This is a genomic window from Streptomyces sp. NBC_00443 (assembly GCF_036014175.1).
Taxonomy (GTDB): domain Bacteria; phylum Actinomycetota; class Actinomycetes; order Streptomycetales; family Streptomycetaceae; genus Streptomyces.
In genome coordinates this window covers 6,137,077-6,155,761 of record NZ_CP107917.1, presented here as the reverse complement: position 1 = coordinate 6,155,761, position 18,685 = coordinate 6,137,077, and the positions used below count along the sequence as shown (strand labels likewise).

13 protein-coding genes and 2 tRNA genes are annotated in these 18,685 nt (G+C 71.3%); 3 read left to right on the top strand and 12 right to left on the bottom strand.

The genetic code is table 11. The features are described 5' to 3' along the window. Positions 1-16: 16 nt before the first annotated feature. The 6 genes from OHO27_RS27850 to leuS all read right to left on the bottom strand — a co-directional run bounded on the left by OHO27_RS27850 (position 17) and on the right by leuS (position 9,858). The gene (locus OHO27_RS27850; RefSeq protein ID WP_328427697.1) at positions 17-856 is read right to left on the bottom strand and encodes an arylamine N-acetyltransferase family protein; all 840 of its coding nucleotides are present in this window, start codon (positions 854-856) and stop codon (positions 17-19) included. Between the two features lie 4 nt (positions 857-860). Next, positions 861-3,494 carry a ComEC/Rec2 family competence protein gene (locus tag OHO27_RS27845; protein ID WP_328427696.1) on the bottom strand — a complete coding sequence of 878 codons (2,634 nt, stop codon included), beginning with the start codon at positions 3,492-3,494 and terminating at the stop codon, positions 861-863. Beyond that, entirely contained in the window at positions 3,491-4,348 is an 858-nt protein-coding gene (locus tag OHO27_RS27840) for a helix-hairpin-helix domain-containing protein (RefSeq protein ID WP_443059721.1), read from the bottom strand. The genes OHO27_RS27845 and OHO27_RS27840 overlap by 4 nt, the downstream gene beginning before the upstream one ends. 710 nt (positions 4,349-5,058) lie before the next feature. Next, on the bottom strand, positions 5,059-5,904 hold the full coding sequence (locus OHO27_RS27835; protein ID WP_328427695.1) for a DegV family protein: 846 nt from the start codon (positions 5,902-5,904) through the stop codon (positions 5,059-5,061). Between the two features lie 92 nt (positions 5,905-5,996). After that, positions 5,997-6,791 (bottom strand): hypothetical protein, encoded by a 795-nt coding sequence (locus tag OHO27_RS27830; RefSeq protein ID WP_328427694.1) that lies wholly within the window; start codon positions 6,789-6,791, stop codon positions 5,997-5,999. Between the two features lie 178 nt (positions 6,792-6,969). After that, entirely contained in the window at positions 6,970-9,858 is a 2,889-nt protein-coding gene (gene leuS / locus OHO27_RS27825; protein WP_328427693.1) for a leucine--tRNA ligase, read from the bottom strand. A 611-nt stretch (positions 9,859-10,469) separates the two neighbouring features. Between leuS and OHO27_RS27820 the strand changes: the two genes are divergently transcribed. After that, the gene (locus OHO27_RS27820; RefSeq protein ID WP_328430578.1) at positions 10,470-11,702 is read left to right on the top strand and encodes a ferric reductase-like transmembrane domain-containing protein; all 1,233 of its coding nucleotides are present in this window, start codon (positions 10,470-10,472) and stop codon (positions 11,700-11,702) included. Further along, positions 11,699-13,309, top strand: coding sequence for an NADH-ubiquinone oxidoreductase-F iron-sulfur binding region domain-containing protein (locus OHO27_RS27815; protein ID WP_328427692.1), 1,611 nt, complete (start codon positions 11,699-11,701; stop codon positions 13,307-13,309). Before OHO27_RS27820 ends, OHO27_RS27815 begins: the two co-directional genes overlap by 4 nt. Positions 13,310-13,426: 117 nt before the next feature. On the opposite strand, the gene OHO27_RS27810 is transcribed toward OHO27_RS27815, so the two are convergent. Next, a tRNA-Ala gene (locus OHO27_RS27810) sits at positions 13,427-13,499 on the bottom strand. A gap of 126 nt (positions 13,500-13,625) precedes the next feature. Between OHO27_RS27810 and OHO27_RS27805 the strand changes: the two genes are divergently transcribed. Continuing rightward, positions 13,626-14,867: a glycosyltransferase 87 family protein gene (locus tag OHO27_RS27805; RefSeq protein WP_443059613.1), complete on the top strand. Its 1,242-nt coding sequence runs from the start codon at positions 13,626-13,628 to the stop codon at positions 14,865-14,867. On the opposite strand, the gene OHO27_RS27800 is transcribed toward OHO27_RS27805, so the two are convergent. The 5 genes from OHO27_RS27800 to OHO27_RS27780 all read right to left on the bottom strand — a co-directional run bounded on the left by OHO27_RS27800 (position 14,846) and on the right by OHO27_RS27780 (position 18,665). Beyond that, positions 14,846-15,079, bottom strand: a complete 234-nt coding sequence (locus OHO27_RS27800) for a hypothetical protein (protein ID WP_003976229.1) — start codon at positions 15,077-15,079, stop codon at positions 14,846-14,848. The genes OHO27_RS27805 and OHO27_RS27800 overlap by 22 nt on opposite strands. A gap of 439 nt (positions 15,080-15,518) precedes the next feature. Beyond that, positions 15,519-15,591, bottom strand: a tRNA-Ala gene (locus OHO27_RS27795). Positions 15,592-15,736: 145 nt separating this feature from the next. After that, the gene (locus OHO27_RS27790; protein WP_328427691.1) at positions 15,737-16,408 is read right to left on the bottom strand and encodes a histidine phosphatase family protein; all 672 of its coding nucleotides are present in this window, start codon (positions 16,406-16,408) and stop codon (positions 15,737-15,739) included. After that, positions 16,405-16,851: a ribosome silencing factor gene (gene rsfS / locus OHO27_RS27785; RefSeq protein ID WP_328427690.1), complete on the bottom strand. Its 447-nt coding sequence runs from the start codon at positions 16,849-16,851 to the stop codon at positions 16,405-16,407. Before rsfS ends, OHO27_RS27790 begins: the two co-directional genes overlap by 4 nt. A gap of 107 nt (positions 16,852-16,958) precedes the next feature. Then, positions 16,959-18,665: an LCP family protein gene (locus tag OHO27_RS27780; protein WP_328427689.1), complete on the bottom strand. Its 1,707-nt coding sequence runs from the start codon at positions 18,663-18,665 to the stop codon at positions 16,959-16,961. Between the last annotated feature and the right edge of the window lie 20 nt (positions 18,666-18,685).

The window sequence follows — 18,685 nt, the reverse complement described above, 5'->3', positions numbered from 1 at the left end:
CCGAGCCCCTGCCGGATCAGCCGTGCCGGTTGGGCTTGCGCACCGTCGGCACCCGGTCCAGCTCGATCCCGAACCGCTCCCGGTACACCTCCAGCACCTCCTCGTCCGTCCCCAACTTCCGCTCCTCACGTGTCCCGTCGGCCGCCGTCGTCTTGAAGGTGCGGCCGCTGAGGGTGATCCGCCCGCCTTCCTTCGTCACCCGCGAACACACCAGCGACTGCGTGAAGTGCGAGCCCGGCGAGGTGCTGTGCCACCACGCCCCGGCCACGAAGTCGCCGAGCGCCCGCGGCCGCTGCTCCAGCCGGTACTCCGCCCTGCCGTCCATGGAGACCTCCAGATCCGCCGCCTCCTCCGCGTCGTGCCCGCCGCGCACTCCCGCCGCGTCCGGCCCCGCCTCGACGATCCGGAACACACCCGCCGGATCCACCTGCTCACCCCGCGCCTCGAATTCCAACGGATAGTGGCTGTGCGCCCCGAAGCCGACGTCCGCCAGCCACGCGCCCCCGTCCACCGTCCGCACCTTCAGCGCCATGTGGTCGTAGGGAATCCCGACCTCCTCCTCCTTCACATGGACCCTCCCCGCGAGCAGCGTCACATCGAAACCCAGCGCGCCGAGCAACGCCCCGAACGCCCCGTTCAGTTCGTAGCAGAACCCACCCCGTCGCGCCCCCACCACCTTGTCCAGCAGTCGCTTCTCCTCCAGGACGATCTCCTCGCCGAGGTGGATCGAGAGGTTCTCGAAGGGCACGGTCTGCAGATGGCGCAGTTGCAGCTCGCGCAGCACGGCCACGGTGGGCCAGGCGGGGTGCTCGACCCCCAGGCGGCGGAGATAGGCATCAACCTCAACGGATTCCATGCCCTCAGTCTCCCGCCGCCCGCAGCTCCGCGCCCGTACCCGCGACCGCCAGCGCCCCGTCCTCGTCCGTCCGCAGCACCACGGCTCCCTGCGCCCGTAGCGCCGCGAGGGTGCTGGGAGCCGGATGGCCGTACGGGTTGTCCTCGCCACAGCTGATCAACGCCAGCCGGGGCGCCGCCCGGCGTATGAGCTCGGGGTCCTGGTACGCCGAGCCGTGATGGGCCACCTTGAGCACGTCCACGCCGCCCAGCAGCGCCCCGGCCGGCGATCTCAACAGCGCCCGCTGGGCCGGGGGTTCGAGATCCCCGAGCAGCAGAAGCCGCAGCCCGGACGACCGGACGAGCAAGGTGACACTGGCGTCGTTCGGACCCTCCGGGGCCGTGGCCGGGAGGGACGGGTGGGAGGGCGGCGGCCAGACCACCTGCCAGCTCAAGTCTCCGGCACGCCGCTCCTCCCCGGCGGCGGCCCGCGTCACGGGAACGCGCCGAGCGGCCGCCTCCCTGCGCACGAACTCCACCTGGTCCACGGGCTCTTCGTACCCTGTCGTCTCGATCGCGCCCACCGCACGACCGCGCAGGACGCCGGGCAGGCCCGCCACATGGTCGGCGTGGAAGTGGGTGAGCACGACAAGCGGAACCCGGGTGATCCCGAGCGTGCGCAGGCACCGGTCGACCAGCGTCGGATCGGGGCCAGCGTCCACGACCACGGCCGTCCCGTCGCCTGCCGCGAGCACCGTCGCGTCGCCCTGCCCCACATCGCACATCGCGAACCGCCACCCGGGCGGCGGCCACCCCGTGACCACCCTGGTCAGCGGCGGCGGCTGCACCACCACCAGCAGGAGCAGCGCCCCGCAGACACCGCACCACCAGGGGTGCCGCAGCAGCAGCCGACCGGCAAGCAGAGCGACCACCGTGGCGAGGGCGAGCAGCGCCGCCCCGGTCCAGCTGCCGGGCCAGTCCACTCCCGCGCCGGGCAGCGCGGCGCCGGTCCGGGCGACATCCGCGATCCAGCCGGTCGGCCAACCCGCACACCAGGCCAGCACCTTGGCCACGGGCATCGCCAACGGCGCCGTCGCCAGCGCCGCGAAGCCCAGCACCGTCGCCGGTGCGATCGCGAACTCCGCGAGCAGATTGCACGGCACCGCCACCAGGCTCACCCGAGCCGACAGCACCGCCACGACCGGAGCGCACAGCGCCTGCGCTGCAGCCGCGGCCGCCAGTGCCTCGGCCAACCTCGGCGGCACCCCGCGCCGTCGCAACGCCGCGCTCCAGCGGGGCGCGAGGGTGAGCAGGGCACCCGTGGCCAGGACGGAGAGCAGGAAGCCGTAACTGCGGGCCAGCCACGGGTCGTACAGCACCAGCAGCAGTACGGCCGTCGCCAGCGCCGGGATCAGAGTCCGACGGCGTCCGGTCGCCAGGGCGAGCAGCGCGACGGCTCCGCAGGCCGCGGCCCGCAGCACGCTCGGGTCCGGCCGGCATACGACGACGAACGCGAGGGTGAGCGCCCCGCCGAGCAGCGCTGTCGTCCGCAGGGAGATGCCGAGACGAGGCGCGAGCCCACGGCGCTCGGCGAGCTGCGCCAGGCCGGGCGGGCCGATGAGCAGGGCGAGGATGATCGTGAGGTTGCTGCCGGAGACGGCGAGCGTGTGCGCGAGGTCGGTCTCCTTGAACGCCTTGTCCAGCTCCGCGGTGATCCGCGAGGTGTCCCCCACGACCAGGCCAGGCAGCAGTGCTCGCGCATCCGCCGGCAAGCCGTCGGTCGCTTCCCGCAGCCCGGCCCGCAACCGCCCCGCCAGCCGCTGCGCCCCCGACGGCTCCCCCACTACCTGCGGCACCCCCGGGTCCCGCACCCGCAGCACGGCCGCCACCCGGTCCCCGTCCGCGAGGGCGGGCGCGAACCGCGCGGTCACCCGCAGCCGGGTGGAGGGGAGCAGCTCCAGCCAGGGAGAACGCCGGGCGCGGGAGGACTGCGGCGCCCCTTCACCCTCACTGGACGACCCCGACCCCCACCCCGCGTCGACGATCATCAGCACCGGCGCCCGCGTCACCACCGCCGTGCCGTCCGCGTCCTCGACACGTCGTACATCCGCGTTGATCAGCACCGAGGTCGGCGCCATGTGATTCCCTCTGACCCGAGCTCGGGTGAGCCGGGGATCGGAGGTCACCTCTACCTCGGCGGTCACGGTGGCGTACTCCCGCGCCAGCTCCGGCACCGGCCCACGCCGCAGGTCGGCCCCGTGCAGCCCGGCGGAGACGGCAGCCGCGGCGACACAGAGCAGCACGGCGGCGACCGAGGCTCGCGGCCGGCTGATGCGCCTGGGCACGGTGCTCGGCCTGCGCGGTGGGGTGGGCTGCCCGGGTGGGGACCCGCCAAGCCCGCCTTCCACACCCCCGCCCAGCCGCACGACCAGCAATACGCCTGCCGCAAGCAGACAGACAACCGCCACCCCGACCGCCCACCTCTCAGGGGCGCCCAGCATCAGGGCCGCCGTCGCCCAGGCGGACAGCGCGGGCGGGACGAGTCGGAGGTCCGTCGGTCCTTCCTGACGGGGGTGGGAGGCACCGAGCCGGCTGCCGGACGCGGCGTGGACGGTGGCGCGGGAGGGCGCGGGGTCGGGTACGCGGGCGTCGTGAATCATGGCCGCACGAGATTCCGTAGATCGGCGAAACGGCGGTCGCCGATGCCGTTGACCTCGCGCAGCTCGTCCACCGAGCGGAAGCCGCCATGCTGGGTGCGATAGTCGATGATGTGCTGGGCCAGGACCGGGCCGACGCCCGGGAGGGTGTCGAGCTGGTCCCCAGTGGCTGTGTTGAGGGCGACCGGCGCGCCGGGTGCCGCCCCCGCGACCGCCGCACCGCCCGTGCCCACACCCGTGCCCGGAGCGGCCCCGGACACGGCGGCCGGACCCCCGACGACCACCTGCTCGCCGTCCACCAGGAACCGAGCCCGGTTGAGGCTGTCGGTCTTCGTGCCGGGCCGCACCCCACCGGCTACGCGCAGGGCGTCGGCGACCCGCGAACCGGCCGGCAGGCGGTGGATGCCCGGTTCGCGCACCTTGCCGCTGACGTCCACGACGATCTCGGCAGCCGCCGTGGCCCCAGCTCCGGACGCACCGACGGCCGCCGACGTACTCGGCCCGCTCGCCCCTCCCTGCTGCTGTCCTCCCTGCGGTTCTCCGCCGTACGAGGCCGCCGCCCGCACCACCTCCGGCGCCCGCACGGACAGCGCCCGCCCGGCCCAGAAGTGCTGCACCGCGAACCCGGCAGCGAGGACGAGCACCACGGTGAGCGCAACCACGCTCCGCCGCTCCAGCCCACACCTCGCCTGCAACCACACCGGCATCCGCTCCCGCAAAGCCAGCCCGGCACGCGCCCGCCACTCCCCGGCACCGGCACCGGCTCCGGCTCCGGCTCCAACACCAGCGCCACCAGCCCCGTCACCCACGACGGCACCCGCGCCACCAGCCCTCTCACCCGCACCGGCATCCGGCACGTCCGCGCCCCTCGCCCCATCGCCGCGCGGGACATCGGAGGCCACGAGCCCTTCCGCACGCGGGACATCGGAGGCCACGAGCCCTTCGGCACGCGGGACATCAAAACCGCGCGACCCATCAGCGCCCGGGACTACGGTGCCCAGCAGCCCATCAGCGCCCGGCGCTACGGTGCCCACCAGCCCATCAGCGCGCCGGCCATCGGATCCCAGCAGCCAGTCAGCCCCCGGGACATCCGCACCCGTCACCCCACCAACCCGCAGCGCACCCCCCAGGTCCGCCCCCGACTCCCCGGGGCCAGGCTCATGCCCACGCCCCGCACGCCGATCAGCCCCCTCAGACGTGTCCCCACCCACCGGTGGTCCCGCCCCCGACTCCCCCACTCCCCGGCTCGTTCGGCGAAAATCACCTCCGCCCTTCGCCGCAGCTCCTCCGCCGCTCGCTCGGACGCATGGCGCGGCCGTGACCGGCCCGGGGCATGCATGTGTCGGCGTCGGCGGGCACGGACGTCGGAGTGAGGGCCGCGGCCCGGGCCGCTGGTTGCCGTCGTGGTGCGTGTACGTGATCGAAGTGCCATGCGACGAGCATCGGACGCCTCGATGCACTCGCGATGATCTTGCTCAATCCCCGGGGATTACCGGCGAGTTGTGGATAACTCCGCCACCCACACGAGTGACCAACCCACGAAAAGGGCCGTCACCGCGGCGAAATCTCACCGCGGCGAAACCACAACCCCCAGCAACCCAGGCCCCGTATGCGCCCCGATCACCGCCCCGACCTCACTCACATGCAGATCGGCCAGCCCCGGCACCCGCGCCCGCAAACGATCCGCCAGCGCCGACGCCCGGTCGGGGGCGGTGAGATGGTGGACCGCGATGTCGACCCGCGCGCTGCCCGCCCGGTCGGCCGCGATCTCCTCGAGGCGGGCGATCGCCTTGGAGGCCGTCCGTACCTTCTCCAGCGGACCGATCCGGCCGCCCTCCAGCTGCAGCAGCGGCTTCACCGCGAGCGCTGAGCCCAACAGAGCCTGCGCGGCGCCGATGCGGCCGCCGCGGCGCAAGTATTCGAGGGTGTCGACGTAGAAGTAGGCGGCCGTGGCCCCGGCCCGCTTCTCCGCGGCGGTGACGGCCTCGTCCACCGTACCGCCCGTCTCCGCCGCCTCGGCCGCCGCAAGGGCGCAGAAGCCCAGCGCCATGGCGACCATCCCGGTGTCCACCACCCGCACCGGTACCGGCGCCTCGCGCGCCGCGAGGACCGCTGCGTCGTAGGTGCCGGAGAGCTCGGCGGACAGGTGCAGGGAGACGATGCCGGTGGCGCCGGACTCAGCGACCTTGCGGTAGTGCTCCGCGAAGACCTCGGGGCTGGGGCGCGAGGTGGTGACCGGGCGTCGCTTCTGCAACGCCTGGGCGAGGGATCGGGTCGAGATCTCGGTGCCCTCGTCCAGCGCCTGACCGCCGACGACCACGGTCAGGGGCACCGCTGTGATGCCGTGGCGCTCCATCGTCCGCTGCGGCAGGTAGGCCGTTGAATCGGTGACGATCGCGACATGGCGGGACATGAGCTGGAGGTTACCTGGCGTAGCGCCCGGGCGGCAGTCCGACCCCGCTCACCTGGGAATGCCTTGACCGATCAGCGCGGGCGCACCCGGGCTCAAGTCGTGCTCTCGGGACGGGGTTTCTTCTGCCAGGGGTACGTCGGGCGCGGGGCTGCCGGGCTGATGGCGGGCCGGGTCGGCTCCTCGGCCCGCTGCGACCGAGGTGCGTCCGGCCAGGTCTGCTCGGCCGTCCCGGCGGCCTCGGCGGCCGGGGCCTCGGGCCACGGGGGCGGGGTGGCCGACGGACGTTCCGACGGCGGCGGCGTCGACGAGGAGGAAGAAGAAGCGGACGAGGAGGAGGACTCCGCCGTCTGCCAGTGCCGCAGGGCGCCGGCCTCCACGTCGATCTGCGCGCTGAGGGTGTCCAGGTCGTCGGCGGCGAAGCGGCGGGCCCGGTCGCGGGCGGCCCAGCGCAGCGCATCCGCCGACTTGACGACGCGCTCGGTGCGCTCGCGCAGGTCGGGCAGCCGCTCGGCGAGGGTCGCGCGGTCCGGCTCGGACTCCAGGCGCCGCATCTCGGCGTCCAGTTCGTGCCCGTGCGCGCTGAGGCGTTGGAAGAGGCCGAGGGACTCCTTGAGAGACTCGTCCTCGGCCACGCCCGCGTGCAGCGCGTCCTGGGTGGCCCTCATGGAGGTGCGCAGCTTCAGCCGCAGCTGGGCGAGCTCGCCTGCCGCGCCCGGCTGGGCGAAGGACTTGGCTCGCAGGGTGCCGTCCTCGACCGTGCGCCGGGCATGGGTGATGGTTTCGTCCACGCGGCGCTTGGCGGCCCCGACCACCTTCACCGTGGCGTACACGCCGAGCACGACGAAGAGCACGAAAAGCAGGGCGACGACTGCGATCACTGCTTCCACGAGCTCCTCCTCCGACCGGTCGCGGCACACACCGCGTCACTCTCCAACGGTAAACGCAGCAGGCAGGCCCGGAGTTCCAGAAGAACCCCGAACCTGCCCGTAGGGGATCACCCCGAGCCCACGCCAAATCCGGCCGAAGCCGCCGAATCGCCGCACGCCTACGCTCCTACGCGCACGCCTACGCCGGAACGATGTTCACCAGCTTCGGCGCCCGCACGATCACCTTGCGGATCCCGGCCCCGTCCAGCGCCGCCACGACCTTCTCGTCGGACAGCGCGACCTTCTCCAGATCCTCGTCGGAGATCGCCGGTGAGACCTCCAGGCGGGCCTTGACCTTGCCCTTGATCTGCACGACGCAGGTCACGGTCTCGTCGACGACGTACGCCGGGTCGGCGACCGGGAAGTCCCGGTGCACCACCGAGTCGGTGTGCCCCAGCCTGCGCCACAGCTCCTCGGCGATGTGCGGGGCCAGCGGCGCGGCCATCAGCACCAGCGACTCGGCGACCGAGCGCGGTACCGCGCCGCCCGCCTTCGTCAGGTGGTTGTTCAGCTCCGTGACCTTGGCAATGGCGGTGTTGAACCGCATGCCCTCCAGGTCCCCGCGCACTCCGTCGATCGCCTTGTGCAGCGCACGCAGCGTGTCCTCGTCGGGCTCGGCGTCCGCCACCGTCACGGCACCGGTGGTCTCGTCGACGACGTTGCGCCACAGCCGCTGCAGCAGCCGGAACTGGCCCACCACCGCGCGCGTGTCCCACGGCCGGGACACGTCCAGCGGACCCATCGCCATCTCGTACAGCCGCAGGGTGTCGGCGCCGTACTCGGCACAGATCTCGTCCGGAGTGACCGCGTTTTTCAGGGACTTGCCCATCTTGCCCAGCAGCCGGGAGACCTTCTCGCCCTGGTAGTAGTAGGCGCCGTCGCGCTCCTCCACCTCGGCGGCGGGCACCGCGATGCCGCGGCTGTCGCGGTACACGTAGGCCTGGATCATGCCCTGGTTGAACAGCTTGTGGAACGGCTCCGCGGAGGAGACGTGTCCCAGGTCGAACAGGACCTTGGACCAGAAGCGCGCGTACAGCAGGTGCAGCACGGCGTGCTCGGCGCCGCCGACGTACAGGTCGACGCCGCCGTGCGGCTGGCCCTCGCGGGGCCCCATCCAGTACTGCTCGATCTCGGGGTCGACCAGCTTCTCGCTGTTGTGCGGGTCCAGGTAGCGCAGCTCGTACCAGCAGGAACCGGCCCAGTTGGGCATGGTGTTGGTCTCGCGCCGGTACGGGCGAGGACCACGGCCGTCGCCCAGGTCCAGCGTGACGTTGACCCAATCCTCGTTGCGCGACAGCGGCGTCTCGGGCTGGGTGTCGGCGTCGTCCGGGTCGAAGGTGCGCGGCGAGTAGTCCTCGACCTCGGGCAGCTCCAGCGGCAGCATCGACTCGGGCAGCGCATGGGCGATGCCGTCCTCGTCGTAGACGATCGGGAAGGGCTCGCCCCAGTAGCGCTGGCGGCTGAACAGCCAGTCGCGCAGCCGGAAGTTGACGGTGCCCTCGCCGACGCCGGACCGCTCCAGCCACTCGGTGATGCGCGCCTTGGCCTCGGCGACGCCCAGGCCGTCCAGGGAGATGTCGTCGTTGGAGGAGTTGATGATCTTCGCGTCGTACGACCCGAAGGCGTCCTCCCAGGTCGAGGTGTCCGTGCCCCGCCCGTCGGTCGGCTCGACGATGCAGACGATCGGCAGCTCGAAGGCGCGCGCGAACTCGAAGTCGCGCTGGTCACCCGCCGGAACGGCCATGATCGCGCCGGTGCCGTAGCCCATCAGGACGTAGTCGGCGATGAAGACCGGGACCTGCTCGCCGTTGACCGGGTTGGTCGCGTACGAGCCGATGAAGACGCCGGTCTTGTCCTTGGCCTCGGCCTGGCGCTCGACCTCGGACTTGGAGGCGGCCTGCGCGCGGTAGGCGGCGACGGCCTCGGCCGGGGCCGCGTGACCGCCGGTCCAGACGTCGTGGGTGCCCTCGGGCCAGGCGTCCGGGGTGAACTTCTCGACCAGCGGGTGCTCGGGCGCCAGCACCATGTAGCTCGCGCCGAACAGGGTGTCGGGGCGGGTGGTGAAGACCGTGATGTTCTCGCCGTCGATGGGGAAGTCGACGCGGGCACCCTCGGAGCGGCCGATCCAGTTGCGCTGCTGCAGCTTGATGGCCTCGGGCCAGTCCAGCTCGTCCAGGTCGTCCAGCAGCCGGTCGGCGTAGGCCGTGATCCGCATGTTCCACTGGCGCAGCTTGGCCTTGAAGACCGGGAAGTTGCCGCGCTCGGAGCGACCGTCGGCGGTGACCTCCTCGTTGGCCAGCACCGTGCCCAGGCCGGGGCACCAGTTGACCGGCGCGTCGGAGGCGTAGGCCAGGCGGTACTCGCCCAGGACGTCCGCGCGCTCGGCGACGCTCAGCTCGCTCCACGCGCGCGTGCCGCCGTCAGCACCCGGTACGGCACGCTCGCCCGACTCGAACAGGGCGAGCAGCTCGGAGATCGGACGGGCCTTCTTCGCCTCGTCGTCGTACCACGAGTTGAAGATCTGCAGGAAGATCCACTGGGTCCACTTGTAGTAGTCCGGGTCGATCGTGGCGAACGACCGGCGCTTGTCGTGGCCCAGACCCAGCCGGCGCAGCTGGCTCTGCATGTTCTTGATGTTGGCCTCGGTGGACACGCGCGGGTGCGTACCGGTCTGCACGGCGTACTGCTCGGCGGGCAGGCCGAAGGCGTCGAAGCCCAGGGTGTGCAGGACGTTGTGGCCGGTCATGCGCTGGAAGCGCGCGAAGACGTCGGTGGCGATGTAGCCCAGCGGGTGACCGACGTGCAGGCCCGCTCCGGAGGGGTACGGGAACATGTCCATGATGAACTTCTTGGGCTTGGCGACCAGCGCGGGGTCGCCGGCCAGGTCACCCTTGGGGTTCGGTGCCGCGTACGTGCCCTCGACGTCCCAGAAGTCCTGCCAGCGTGCCTCGATGTCGGCCGCCATGGCGGCCGTGTAGCGGTGCGGCGCGGCCACTTCGGCGGTGGCAGCGGGGTTCGTCTCGCTCATGATCCTCAAAGCTCCATCGATCGTCTCTGCAAGCGGCTGCGGTTCTCCGGAAACGAAAAATCCCCTCGCACAGGAGGGGACGCCGCGCCGATTCCGACCATCCGATTCACCCGGTGGTCGGGACTGATCAGCGCGGCCCGCTAAGCAGAAGGCGTACGGCACGCATGGCGTCAGGGTACCGCAGGGCCCGAGCGGGTCGCGACGGACTTCCGGCGGGGGCGCGAAGGGCTTCTTATAGGGGGCGCGCATGAACATCGGCGCCCCGGGTTCCGTACCTGAGAGTTGTGAAGACCTCGAGAAGTTGAACAATGCTCAACTGTTACCTGGCGTAACAGTCGCTAAGGGACAACACAATCCTCTCTCAGCCCGTCGACAGCAGCGCAATAACTCAAACCCCGTACCCCCCGGTATGGAGCCGCTTAGAGTGCGGCGCGGGACCGCTTTCCCGAACCGTTCGGAGTCGCCCCCATGAACCCTCACCCTCACAGCACCTCGCCCCCCAGGCCGGCCCTCCCGGCTCGGGGGGCGTCGGTCGGTGCCTCTCGGTCGTCCATACCCCTCACCGCGATATCGGGAGGTATGTCGTGACGACGGATCCGAACGACAGCGTGATGGACGACGCGTTCCTGGAGTTCCTCAACTTCGGAGCCGGCGTCCTGTCTCTCGTCTGTCTCACCTGCTCGGTGATCTGGGGGCTCATCGCTCAGGACCGGATGATCCTCAACACCCGGCAGCGGATCATCGCTCAGGCCATCCACCGGGTGACCGCCGTGGCCTCGATCGCGTTCCTCCTGGTGCACATCGGCGTCAAGCTGGCCCTCGGCCACGCCACCCTGCTCGCCGCGCTGATCCCCTTCAGCCTCACGTTCGCCGGCGGCACCGAGATCCCGGGCAGCGCCTTCCTGGTCGGCCTGGGTTCCCTGGCCGGCCTCCTCATGATCTTCGTGGGCGTCACCGGCGCACTGCGCAACCGCTTCGCGTCCCCGGCGCCCGTCGCGGCGCGCTGGCGGATGATGCACATGCTGGCCTACCCGGCGTGGTGCGCGTCCCTGATCCACGGACTGTTCGCCGGCCGCCCGGCGGCGACGTTCTTCATGGTGTGTTACGAGCTGTGCGTGGTCGCCGTCGCCGCGGCACTGGCCCTGCGCGCGGCACCGCGTCCCTTCAAGCGCAAGGTCGCCGACCGGCTCGCCCAGATCATCGGCAACGACCCCGCAGGCCGCGAGAACCTGGAGGAGAGCCGCGCCAGGGCCGCGTCCGGCTCCTCGCGGCCGGGCTACGAGAACCAGCGCTCGTCGCGGCGGTCGCGCGACGAGCGCCCCGGCACCCTGCCCGGCATGCCCTCCCAGGCCCCGTCGGCCGCAGAGACCACCGGCGGTTTCGCCGCCGCCTATCGCGCCGTCTCGCCCCCCTCCCGAGGGCAGCAGCAGCCCTATGCGCCCGACCAGACGTCACGCATGGACCTGCCCATGGACATGCAGCCGACGGAGGCGATCCCGCGCGTCGACGGCGGCGGCAGCACCTCGGGCAGCTGGCCGATCCCGTCCCCACCCCCGGTCGGCGAGGCGCCCGCGTCGGCCTATGACCCGCTCAACGACACCGGCTACAACATCCCCGTCTACGACAATTCGGGCACCCCGCGCTACGACGCGGGGGCTTCCGGCTACGGTTCGAGTGATGTGTACGACACCGCTGAGACAAACGCCGTCTTCGGTACGTACAACCAGAACGACACGTACAACAACAGCGGTCCCGCCACTGAAACTTTCCCCGGTGCCCCCTACGACTTCGAGGCACCGGGTTCGGGCGAACCTTGGAACACGCCTTCCGGAGGCTTTAAGTGAACGAGGCCCTGCCCGACGTACCAGAAGTCCGCGTGGTCGGACTTCCGCAGCTCACGTCGGGCTTCGACCTTGTCGAAAGACTTGATCTGCCCATGCACCTGAAGGTGCACGGGCCGCTCGAACCGATGGGCGGCGAGCAACTCGCGAAGCTCGCCGAGAACATCAACCTGAAGGGCCGCGGCGGCGCAGGCTTCCCCTTCCACAAGAAGCTGCGCGCGGTCGCCGAGTCCGCGATCAAGCGCGGGGTACGGCCGGTCGTCGTGGTCAACGGCAGTGAGGACGAACCGGCCTGCCGCAAGGACACGGTGATGATCAACCGTGCCCCCCATCTCATCCTGGACGGGGCGCTGCTGTGCGCCGAGGCCCTGGGTGCCCGCACGCTCGTGATTGCGGTCACCCGGGAGTCCACCCAGCGCTCCATGGAGGCCGCCCTCGCCGAACGCGGCCTCAGCAACAGCCGTCGGTCCGCGCTACGCGCGTTCGTCCAGCGCAACCCGGTGCGCATGGTCACCGGCGCCGCCGCCTCCGTGATCCGCTCCGTCGACGGCGGCCCGGCGATCCCGGCCGGCCGCAAGGTCAGCGCCTCACAGAACGGCGTGGGCGGTGCCCCCACCCTGCTGTCCAACGCCGAGACGTTCGCCCAGCTGGCCATCGCCGCCCGCATCGGCCCGGAGCGCTACGGCAACACCGGCCTGTACGACGAGCCGGGCACCGTCATGCTCACGGTCTCCGGCGCGGTCGCCCGCCCGATGGTCATCGAGGTCCCCACGGGCGTGCCGCTGCGCTACGTCCTCCAGCTCGCGGGCGCCCCGCCGGTCCCGCAGGGCGTGCTGACCGGCGGCTACCACGGCAAGTGGATCGACGCGGCGACGGTCAACGAAACGATCGTCTCGCGCAACTCCCTGGACGCGGTGGGCGGCGCGCTCGGCGCCGGCGCGATCCTGCCGATCACTCAGGAGACCTGTCCGCTGGGCGAGTCGCTGCGCGTCGCGCAGTGGCTGGCCGAGGAGAGCGCGGGCCAGTGCGGCCCCTGCTACCTCGGTCTGCCGGCCGCCGCGCGCGGCCTGGAGGACATCCTCAACGGCGGTGGCCCGGCCGCCCTGGAGGCGCTCAAGCAGGTCGCCAAGAATGTGAAGCGGCGCGGCGCGTGCTCGCACCCCGACGGCTCCGCGATGTTCCTGGAGTCCACCATCAAGGCGTTCACGGACGACCTCGCGGCGCATGTCCTCGGCAACGGCTGCGGACGGCCCGTGGAAGGCGTTCTGCCGCTCCTCGAGGGCGGCCGGGCTCCGTCGGGCATCCCGGGCGGCGCCGAGTCCGAGGAGAACGGCCCCAGCCGCCAGAAGATCTACGTCGACTGGACGCTGTGCCGCGGCCACGGCCTGTGCGCGGACATCCTCCCGGAGGTCTTCCAACTGGGCGCCGACGGCTTCCCCACCGTGGCCCAGGCGAAGGTGCCTCGCTACGCCGAGGCCAAGGCCCTGCGCGCGGTGCGCCGTTGCCCGGCCCTCGCCCTGCGTCTGGAGGAGGACACCCGCCCGCAGGAGTCGTCCCGCAACCTGCCGGTTCTCTCCCAGGGCCGCGGCAGGCGGGCGCTGGGCCGCTGAGGCCGGGCACGCACGCGTAGAGGGGCCGTCGACACCGGACGCGGCCCCTCGTTCGCGCAGGCCCGGAGCACACAAAAAAGATCCCGCCGGATCGAACCGATCCGGCGGGATCTACTGTGGAGCTAAGGAGAATTGAACTCCTGACCTCCTGCATGCCATGCAGGCGCTCTACCAACTGAGCTATAGCCCCTTGAGGCCACGAGGCGGAGCCGCATCTTGACTTGCGGCGCCCGGTTTCCCCGGCGACGACGCCAACATTACCGGTCGACCTCGTGGAGCACCAAATCGTTTCCGACCCGGACCAGTACGGCCGCTAATGTCGTACTTCGTGACCGCGATCGCGCCCTCCGCAGTCTGCCGCCGAGCGCCGGTCGCCATGGGTGCCTGCCTGGTCTCCTTCGCCGTTTTCTGGACGGCCCAGCGTGCCGCGCACGTCTCGATGATCGATCTGATGGTGTACCGGGCCGAGGGCGCGGCCGTACGCGCGGGAGGCGACCTGTACGCGCTGCGGGCGACGGCCGCCCGACTGCCCGCGTCCTACCCGCCGTTCGCGGCCCTGCTGTTCACTCCGCTGACGCTCCTCGACACGGCCACGATGCGCGCCCTGGCGACGGCCGGGAACCTCGCACTGCTCGTGGTGTTCGTACGGCTGTCCCTGCGTCTGTTCGGGCACCCACGCGTGGCGAACACCTGGTGGGTCGCGGCGGTTGCCGTGTGGTGCGAGCCGGTGTGGACGACGCTGCGGTACGGGCAGATCAACCTGCTGCTCGCCGTCCTGGTGCTGTGGGATCTGTCACGCCGGCCAGAGGACCGCTGGACCGGCGTCGGGATCGGGCTGGCGGCGGCCGTGAAGCTGACGCCGGCTCTGTTCGCGGTGTTCCTGCTCGTCACCGGTGTCACGGCCCGGCGCCGGCACGGCCACGGCGACCCCTGGCTGCGGCACGCGCGTGTGGCGACCGCCTCGTTCGCCGGGGCGACCCTGTTGGGCGCGGCTGTACTGCCGTACGACTCCTGGCGTTTCTGGACCCGCGTCGTGTTCGCGGCCGGGCGTGTGGGGCACGCCGAGGACACCGCGAATCAGGCCCTGCGCGGCGTTCTCGCGCGTCTGCTGCACACTCCGGACCCCGGGGCCGCATGGGTGCTCACGGCGGCCGTGGTGGGCGCGACAGGGCTCGGCGTCGCGGTGGCGGCGGAGTTGCGTGGAGGGCGGGCCTGGGCGGTGACCGTCTGCGCGGTGACGGCGCTGCTCGTCAGCCCGGTGTCCTGGTCGCATCACTGGGTGTGGTGCGTGCCGGTGGTCCTGCTCCGCGGCACGCGCGCGTACCGGCTCGCCGCCCTCGGCACGCTGCTGGCCTTCTCTTCGTACGCGCTGTGGTGGGTGCCACACGGCCCGGGACGGCACGAACTGCGCCAGAACGGCGTCGAGTTGACGATGTCCGCTCTTTACGGGACGTCAGGGGGTCTTTTCCTCGTGATCGCCGGGGTCGCCCTCAGGACACTCAGGGGCCCCGGCCGCGGTCGGGCCGTGACGGCCGGTCAAGCAGTGACGAAGGAATAGAAGCGCTTGAGCGTGCAGTGCTCTTCGAGGAGACGGCCGTAGATCGGTTCGCCCTCGAGTTCACGGTAGGTCTCGATCGGGTCGCCTTTTATGATCAGCGCCCGCGCGCATTCCTCGCACCAGTACTGGTAGTCGGGGTTCACCGGTTCCATGTCACGGACGATCGGCGTTCCGCTGCCGCACCAGTCGCACTTTCGCCTGTGTGCACCCATCGATCAGCTCCAGCTGTGGCCGCAGGCCGTGCACACGTAGGAAATTCCGCCGTTGTCCCCAAGGAGCTGGGCGACGTGGACAGAGCCGCAGGAAGGGCAGCTGAGGCGGGTGATCGTATCCCGTGCCAACGCTGCTCCGGAGAGGCCACCGGCCTCTCCGAGGATGCTCGCAGGCATCGCAACTCCCTCCCGTCGGGCCGCGCCCCCTTCCGGCCGTTTGATTCTGCCACGGCCGGACCAATACGGTCAGCGACGCCTCAGTACCAGTCCGGACACGGCAGCCTCCGCGGCCGAACGAAGCATGCGAACACGCACCCCGAAGCGCCTCTTGAGAGGTATACGCCTGCGAGGCCCAAGTGACTCAAGCCGGACCCGAACAGTTCGGATACCAGAAGATCCCGCCGATCGAAGCGATCGGCGGGATCTTGTTGTCTCGCTGTGGAGCTAAGGAGAATTGAACTCCTGACCTCCTGCATGCCATGCAGGCGCTCTACCAACTGAGCTATAGCCCCTTGTGCCACGCGGACGAACCGCAGTGGTCTTTCGCCCCGCTCAGCGGGGCGAACAAGAAGAACTTTAGCCTGCGACCTGCCGGAAAGTGAAATCCGGGTCCCGGGCCGTCCTGGCCTGGACCACCGGCGTCAGTCCGCCTCGGCGTCAGTCGTCGTCGCCGAGCACCGGCTCCGGCAGGGTGCCGGCGTTGTGCTCCAGCAGACGCCAGCCGCGAGCGCCCTCGCCCAGGACGGACCAGCAGCAGTTGGTCAGGCCGCCGAGGCTCTCCCAGTGCGGGGGCTCGAGGCCGAGGAGGCGGCCGATGGTCGTACGGATCGTGCCGCCGTGGCTGACCACGACGAGCGTGCCGTCCTCCGGAAGCTTCTCGGCGTGCCGGAGCACCACGGGCGCGGCGCGGTCGGCGACCTCGGTCTCCAGCTCGCCGCCGCCGCGGCGCACCGGCTCACCGCGCTTCCACGCCGCGTACTCCTCGCCGAACCGGGCGATGATCTCCTCGTGCGTCAGCCCCTGCCAGACGCCCGCGTAGGTCTCCCGCAGGGCCTCGTCGTGCATCACCTCCAGGCCGGTGAGCGTGGCCAGCTCGGCGGCCGTGTGTGCGGCGCGCTGGAGGTCGGAGGCGATGATCGCGTCGGGATCGAGGCCCGCGAGCAGCCGGGCGGCGCGGCGGGCCTGGGAGATGCCCGCCTCGGTGAGGGGGACGTCCGTGGAGCCCTGGAAGCGGCGCTCCACGTTCCACGACGTCTGGCCGTGCCGCCACAGGATGACGCGGCGGCCCTTGCCGGGCCTGCCCGCGGCCACCTCACCGGTGGCACTCATCGCCACTCACCGCCGAGCTCGGCCGCCTCCTCGGCGGCCTGGTGCTTCGCGTGCTCCGCGGCCTTGCCGCGGGTGGCCCTGGCGTCCTTGGGCAGCTCCAGCTCGGGGCAGTCCTTCCACAGCCGCTCCAGGGCGTAGAAGACGCGCTCCTCGCTGTGCTGGACGTGGACGACGATGTCGACGTAGTCGAGCAGCACCCAGCGGGCCTCGCGGTCGCCCTCGCGGCGCACCGGCTTGACGCCGAGCTCCTTCTGGAGCCGCTCCTCGATCTCGTCGACGATCGACTTGACCTGGCGGTCGTTGGGCGCGGAGGCCAGCAGGAAGGCGTCCGTGATCGACAGCACGTCGCTGACGTCGTAGGCGATGATGTCGTGCGCGAGCTTGTCGGCGGCCGCCTGGGCGGCGGCGTTGACGAGCTCGAGGGAACGGTCGGTAGCGGTCACTACAAGGCTTTCGGTCGGCGGACACTTGACGTCAAGGGTCTCACGGACCGCCGACAGCACCCCACGTGATTATCGGCTCACGTGGGGTGCCCCGGGTGTCGTGCCCGCTAGGAGGACGGCTCGTAGTCCTGGCCGAGGACCACCGAGACGTCCGCGTTCCCGGCCGCCTCGCCCTTGCTGACCGCTCCGGAGGACAGCCCCAGGGTCTTGGCGACCTCGGTGGCGTCGTCCTTGTCGGCCGCGTCGGCGTAGACGACCTCGGACGTGGCCGCGGTGGACGCGGTGCCGCCCTCCAGGAAGGTGAAGCCGCCGTTCAGCAGCACCACGCGGGCCGCGTTGGTGTTGTCCTTGTCGCCGCTGGCGTTGCGGACGGACACGCGGACCGCGGCGTCCTTGCTGGGGCTCTTGGCGGTGCCTCCGAGGACGTCCTTGACGACGCTCGAGCTCGCCTGTGCGCTCAGCGTGCCGTCGGTCTCGACGGGCAGCATGGCCGTCTTGTAGTCGCCGCCCTTGGCGAGGTCGGCGAGCTTGGCGAGGAAGGCGCCGAGGTCCTTGTCGGTCAGCGGCGGCTCGATGATCATCCCGAGCGTCTGCACGGTGGTGGTCGCGCCCTGCGTGTTCGAGGTCAGCTTGCGCAGCACGGCCTGCATGACCTGGCCGAACCGCTCCAGCTGGGCGTTCTGCGCCTCGCCGGAGCCCTGGTGGGTGGCGTAGGCGACAGCCGTCTTGCCGCTGAGGGTCTGCGCCTTGCCCTTGCGGACGAGGGGCGCGGCGCCCTTGGACTTGGCGTCCGGGTCGGGCACGTCGGCGTTGGTGTCGACCTCGATGTTGCCGACCAGGTCGACGAGGTTCTGCAGATACGGGGTGTCCAGCCGCCAGGTGCCCTGGATCTCGGTGCCGAGGACGGTGTCGATGGCGTCGCGCGTCCCGGAGGAGCCGTCGTCGTCGACCGACTTGGCCAGGGTGGTCGTACTGCCGTCGTCGCCGGTCAGGGCGAGCGAGTTGGGCATCAGGACGGTGGTGCCCTGCTGGGTGGTGGCGTTGTCGACGAGCAGCGCCGTGGAGGTACCGCCGCTCTTGGTGTTGTGCAGATGGACGACGATCACGTCACGCTTCTGGGCGCCCACAGGTGTCGCGGTGTCGGTCTTTTCGTCCGACGCCGTGAGGCCGGGCAGCTTCCCCGCGTACCAGAGGTAGCCGACGCCGCCGGCCGCGGCGATGGCGAGCACGACCACGAGGGCGATGACACGCGCGCGTGCCCGTCGCCGGGCCTCCTCGCGGCGCTCGGTGCGGTTCTCGGTGAACTTCAGCCAGTCGATGACGTCCTCGGAGTCCTGGTCGGGCTCCTCGACGAAAGCGAACTGTTCGGTGCGGTAGTCCTCGTCACCGCGGCCCTGACCCACCGGTTCCTCGACCGGCCCGGCCTGCTGCGGGATGTAGGCGGTCTGCTCGGCGACCCGCTGTTGCTGACCGCTGGTCGCGGTACGGCCGTACGGGTCGTACTGCGCCGAGTGCGCGCCGCCGTGGTGCTGCTGGTGCGTGCCGGTGCCGTACGGGTCGTAGCCGGGCGTGGGCGGCTGCTGGCCGGTGTCGCCGGACCCGTAGGGGTCGTACGGCGGCGCCGGCTGCTGCCGGCCGGTCGCGTACGGGTCGTAGCCGTAGCCCTGCTGTGCGTAAGGGTCGTACTGCTGCTGGGGCTGCTGTTGCTGCGGCGGGATCTGCCGGTACACCGGCTGCCCGTACTCGTCGTAGCCGACCAGTTCGTACTGGTCGGCCTCGTATCCCGCGCTCCCCGCGTCGTATCGGTCGTTCACCGGTAGCCCCTCTCGGCTCA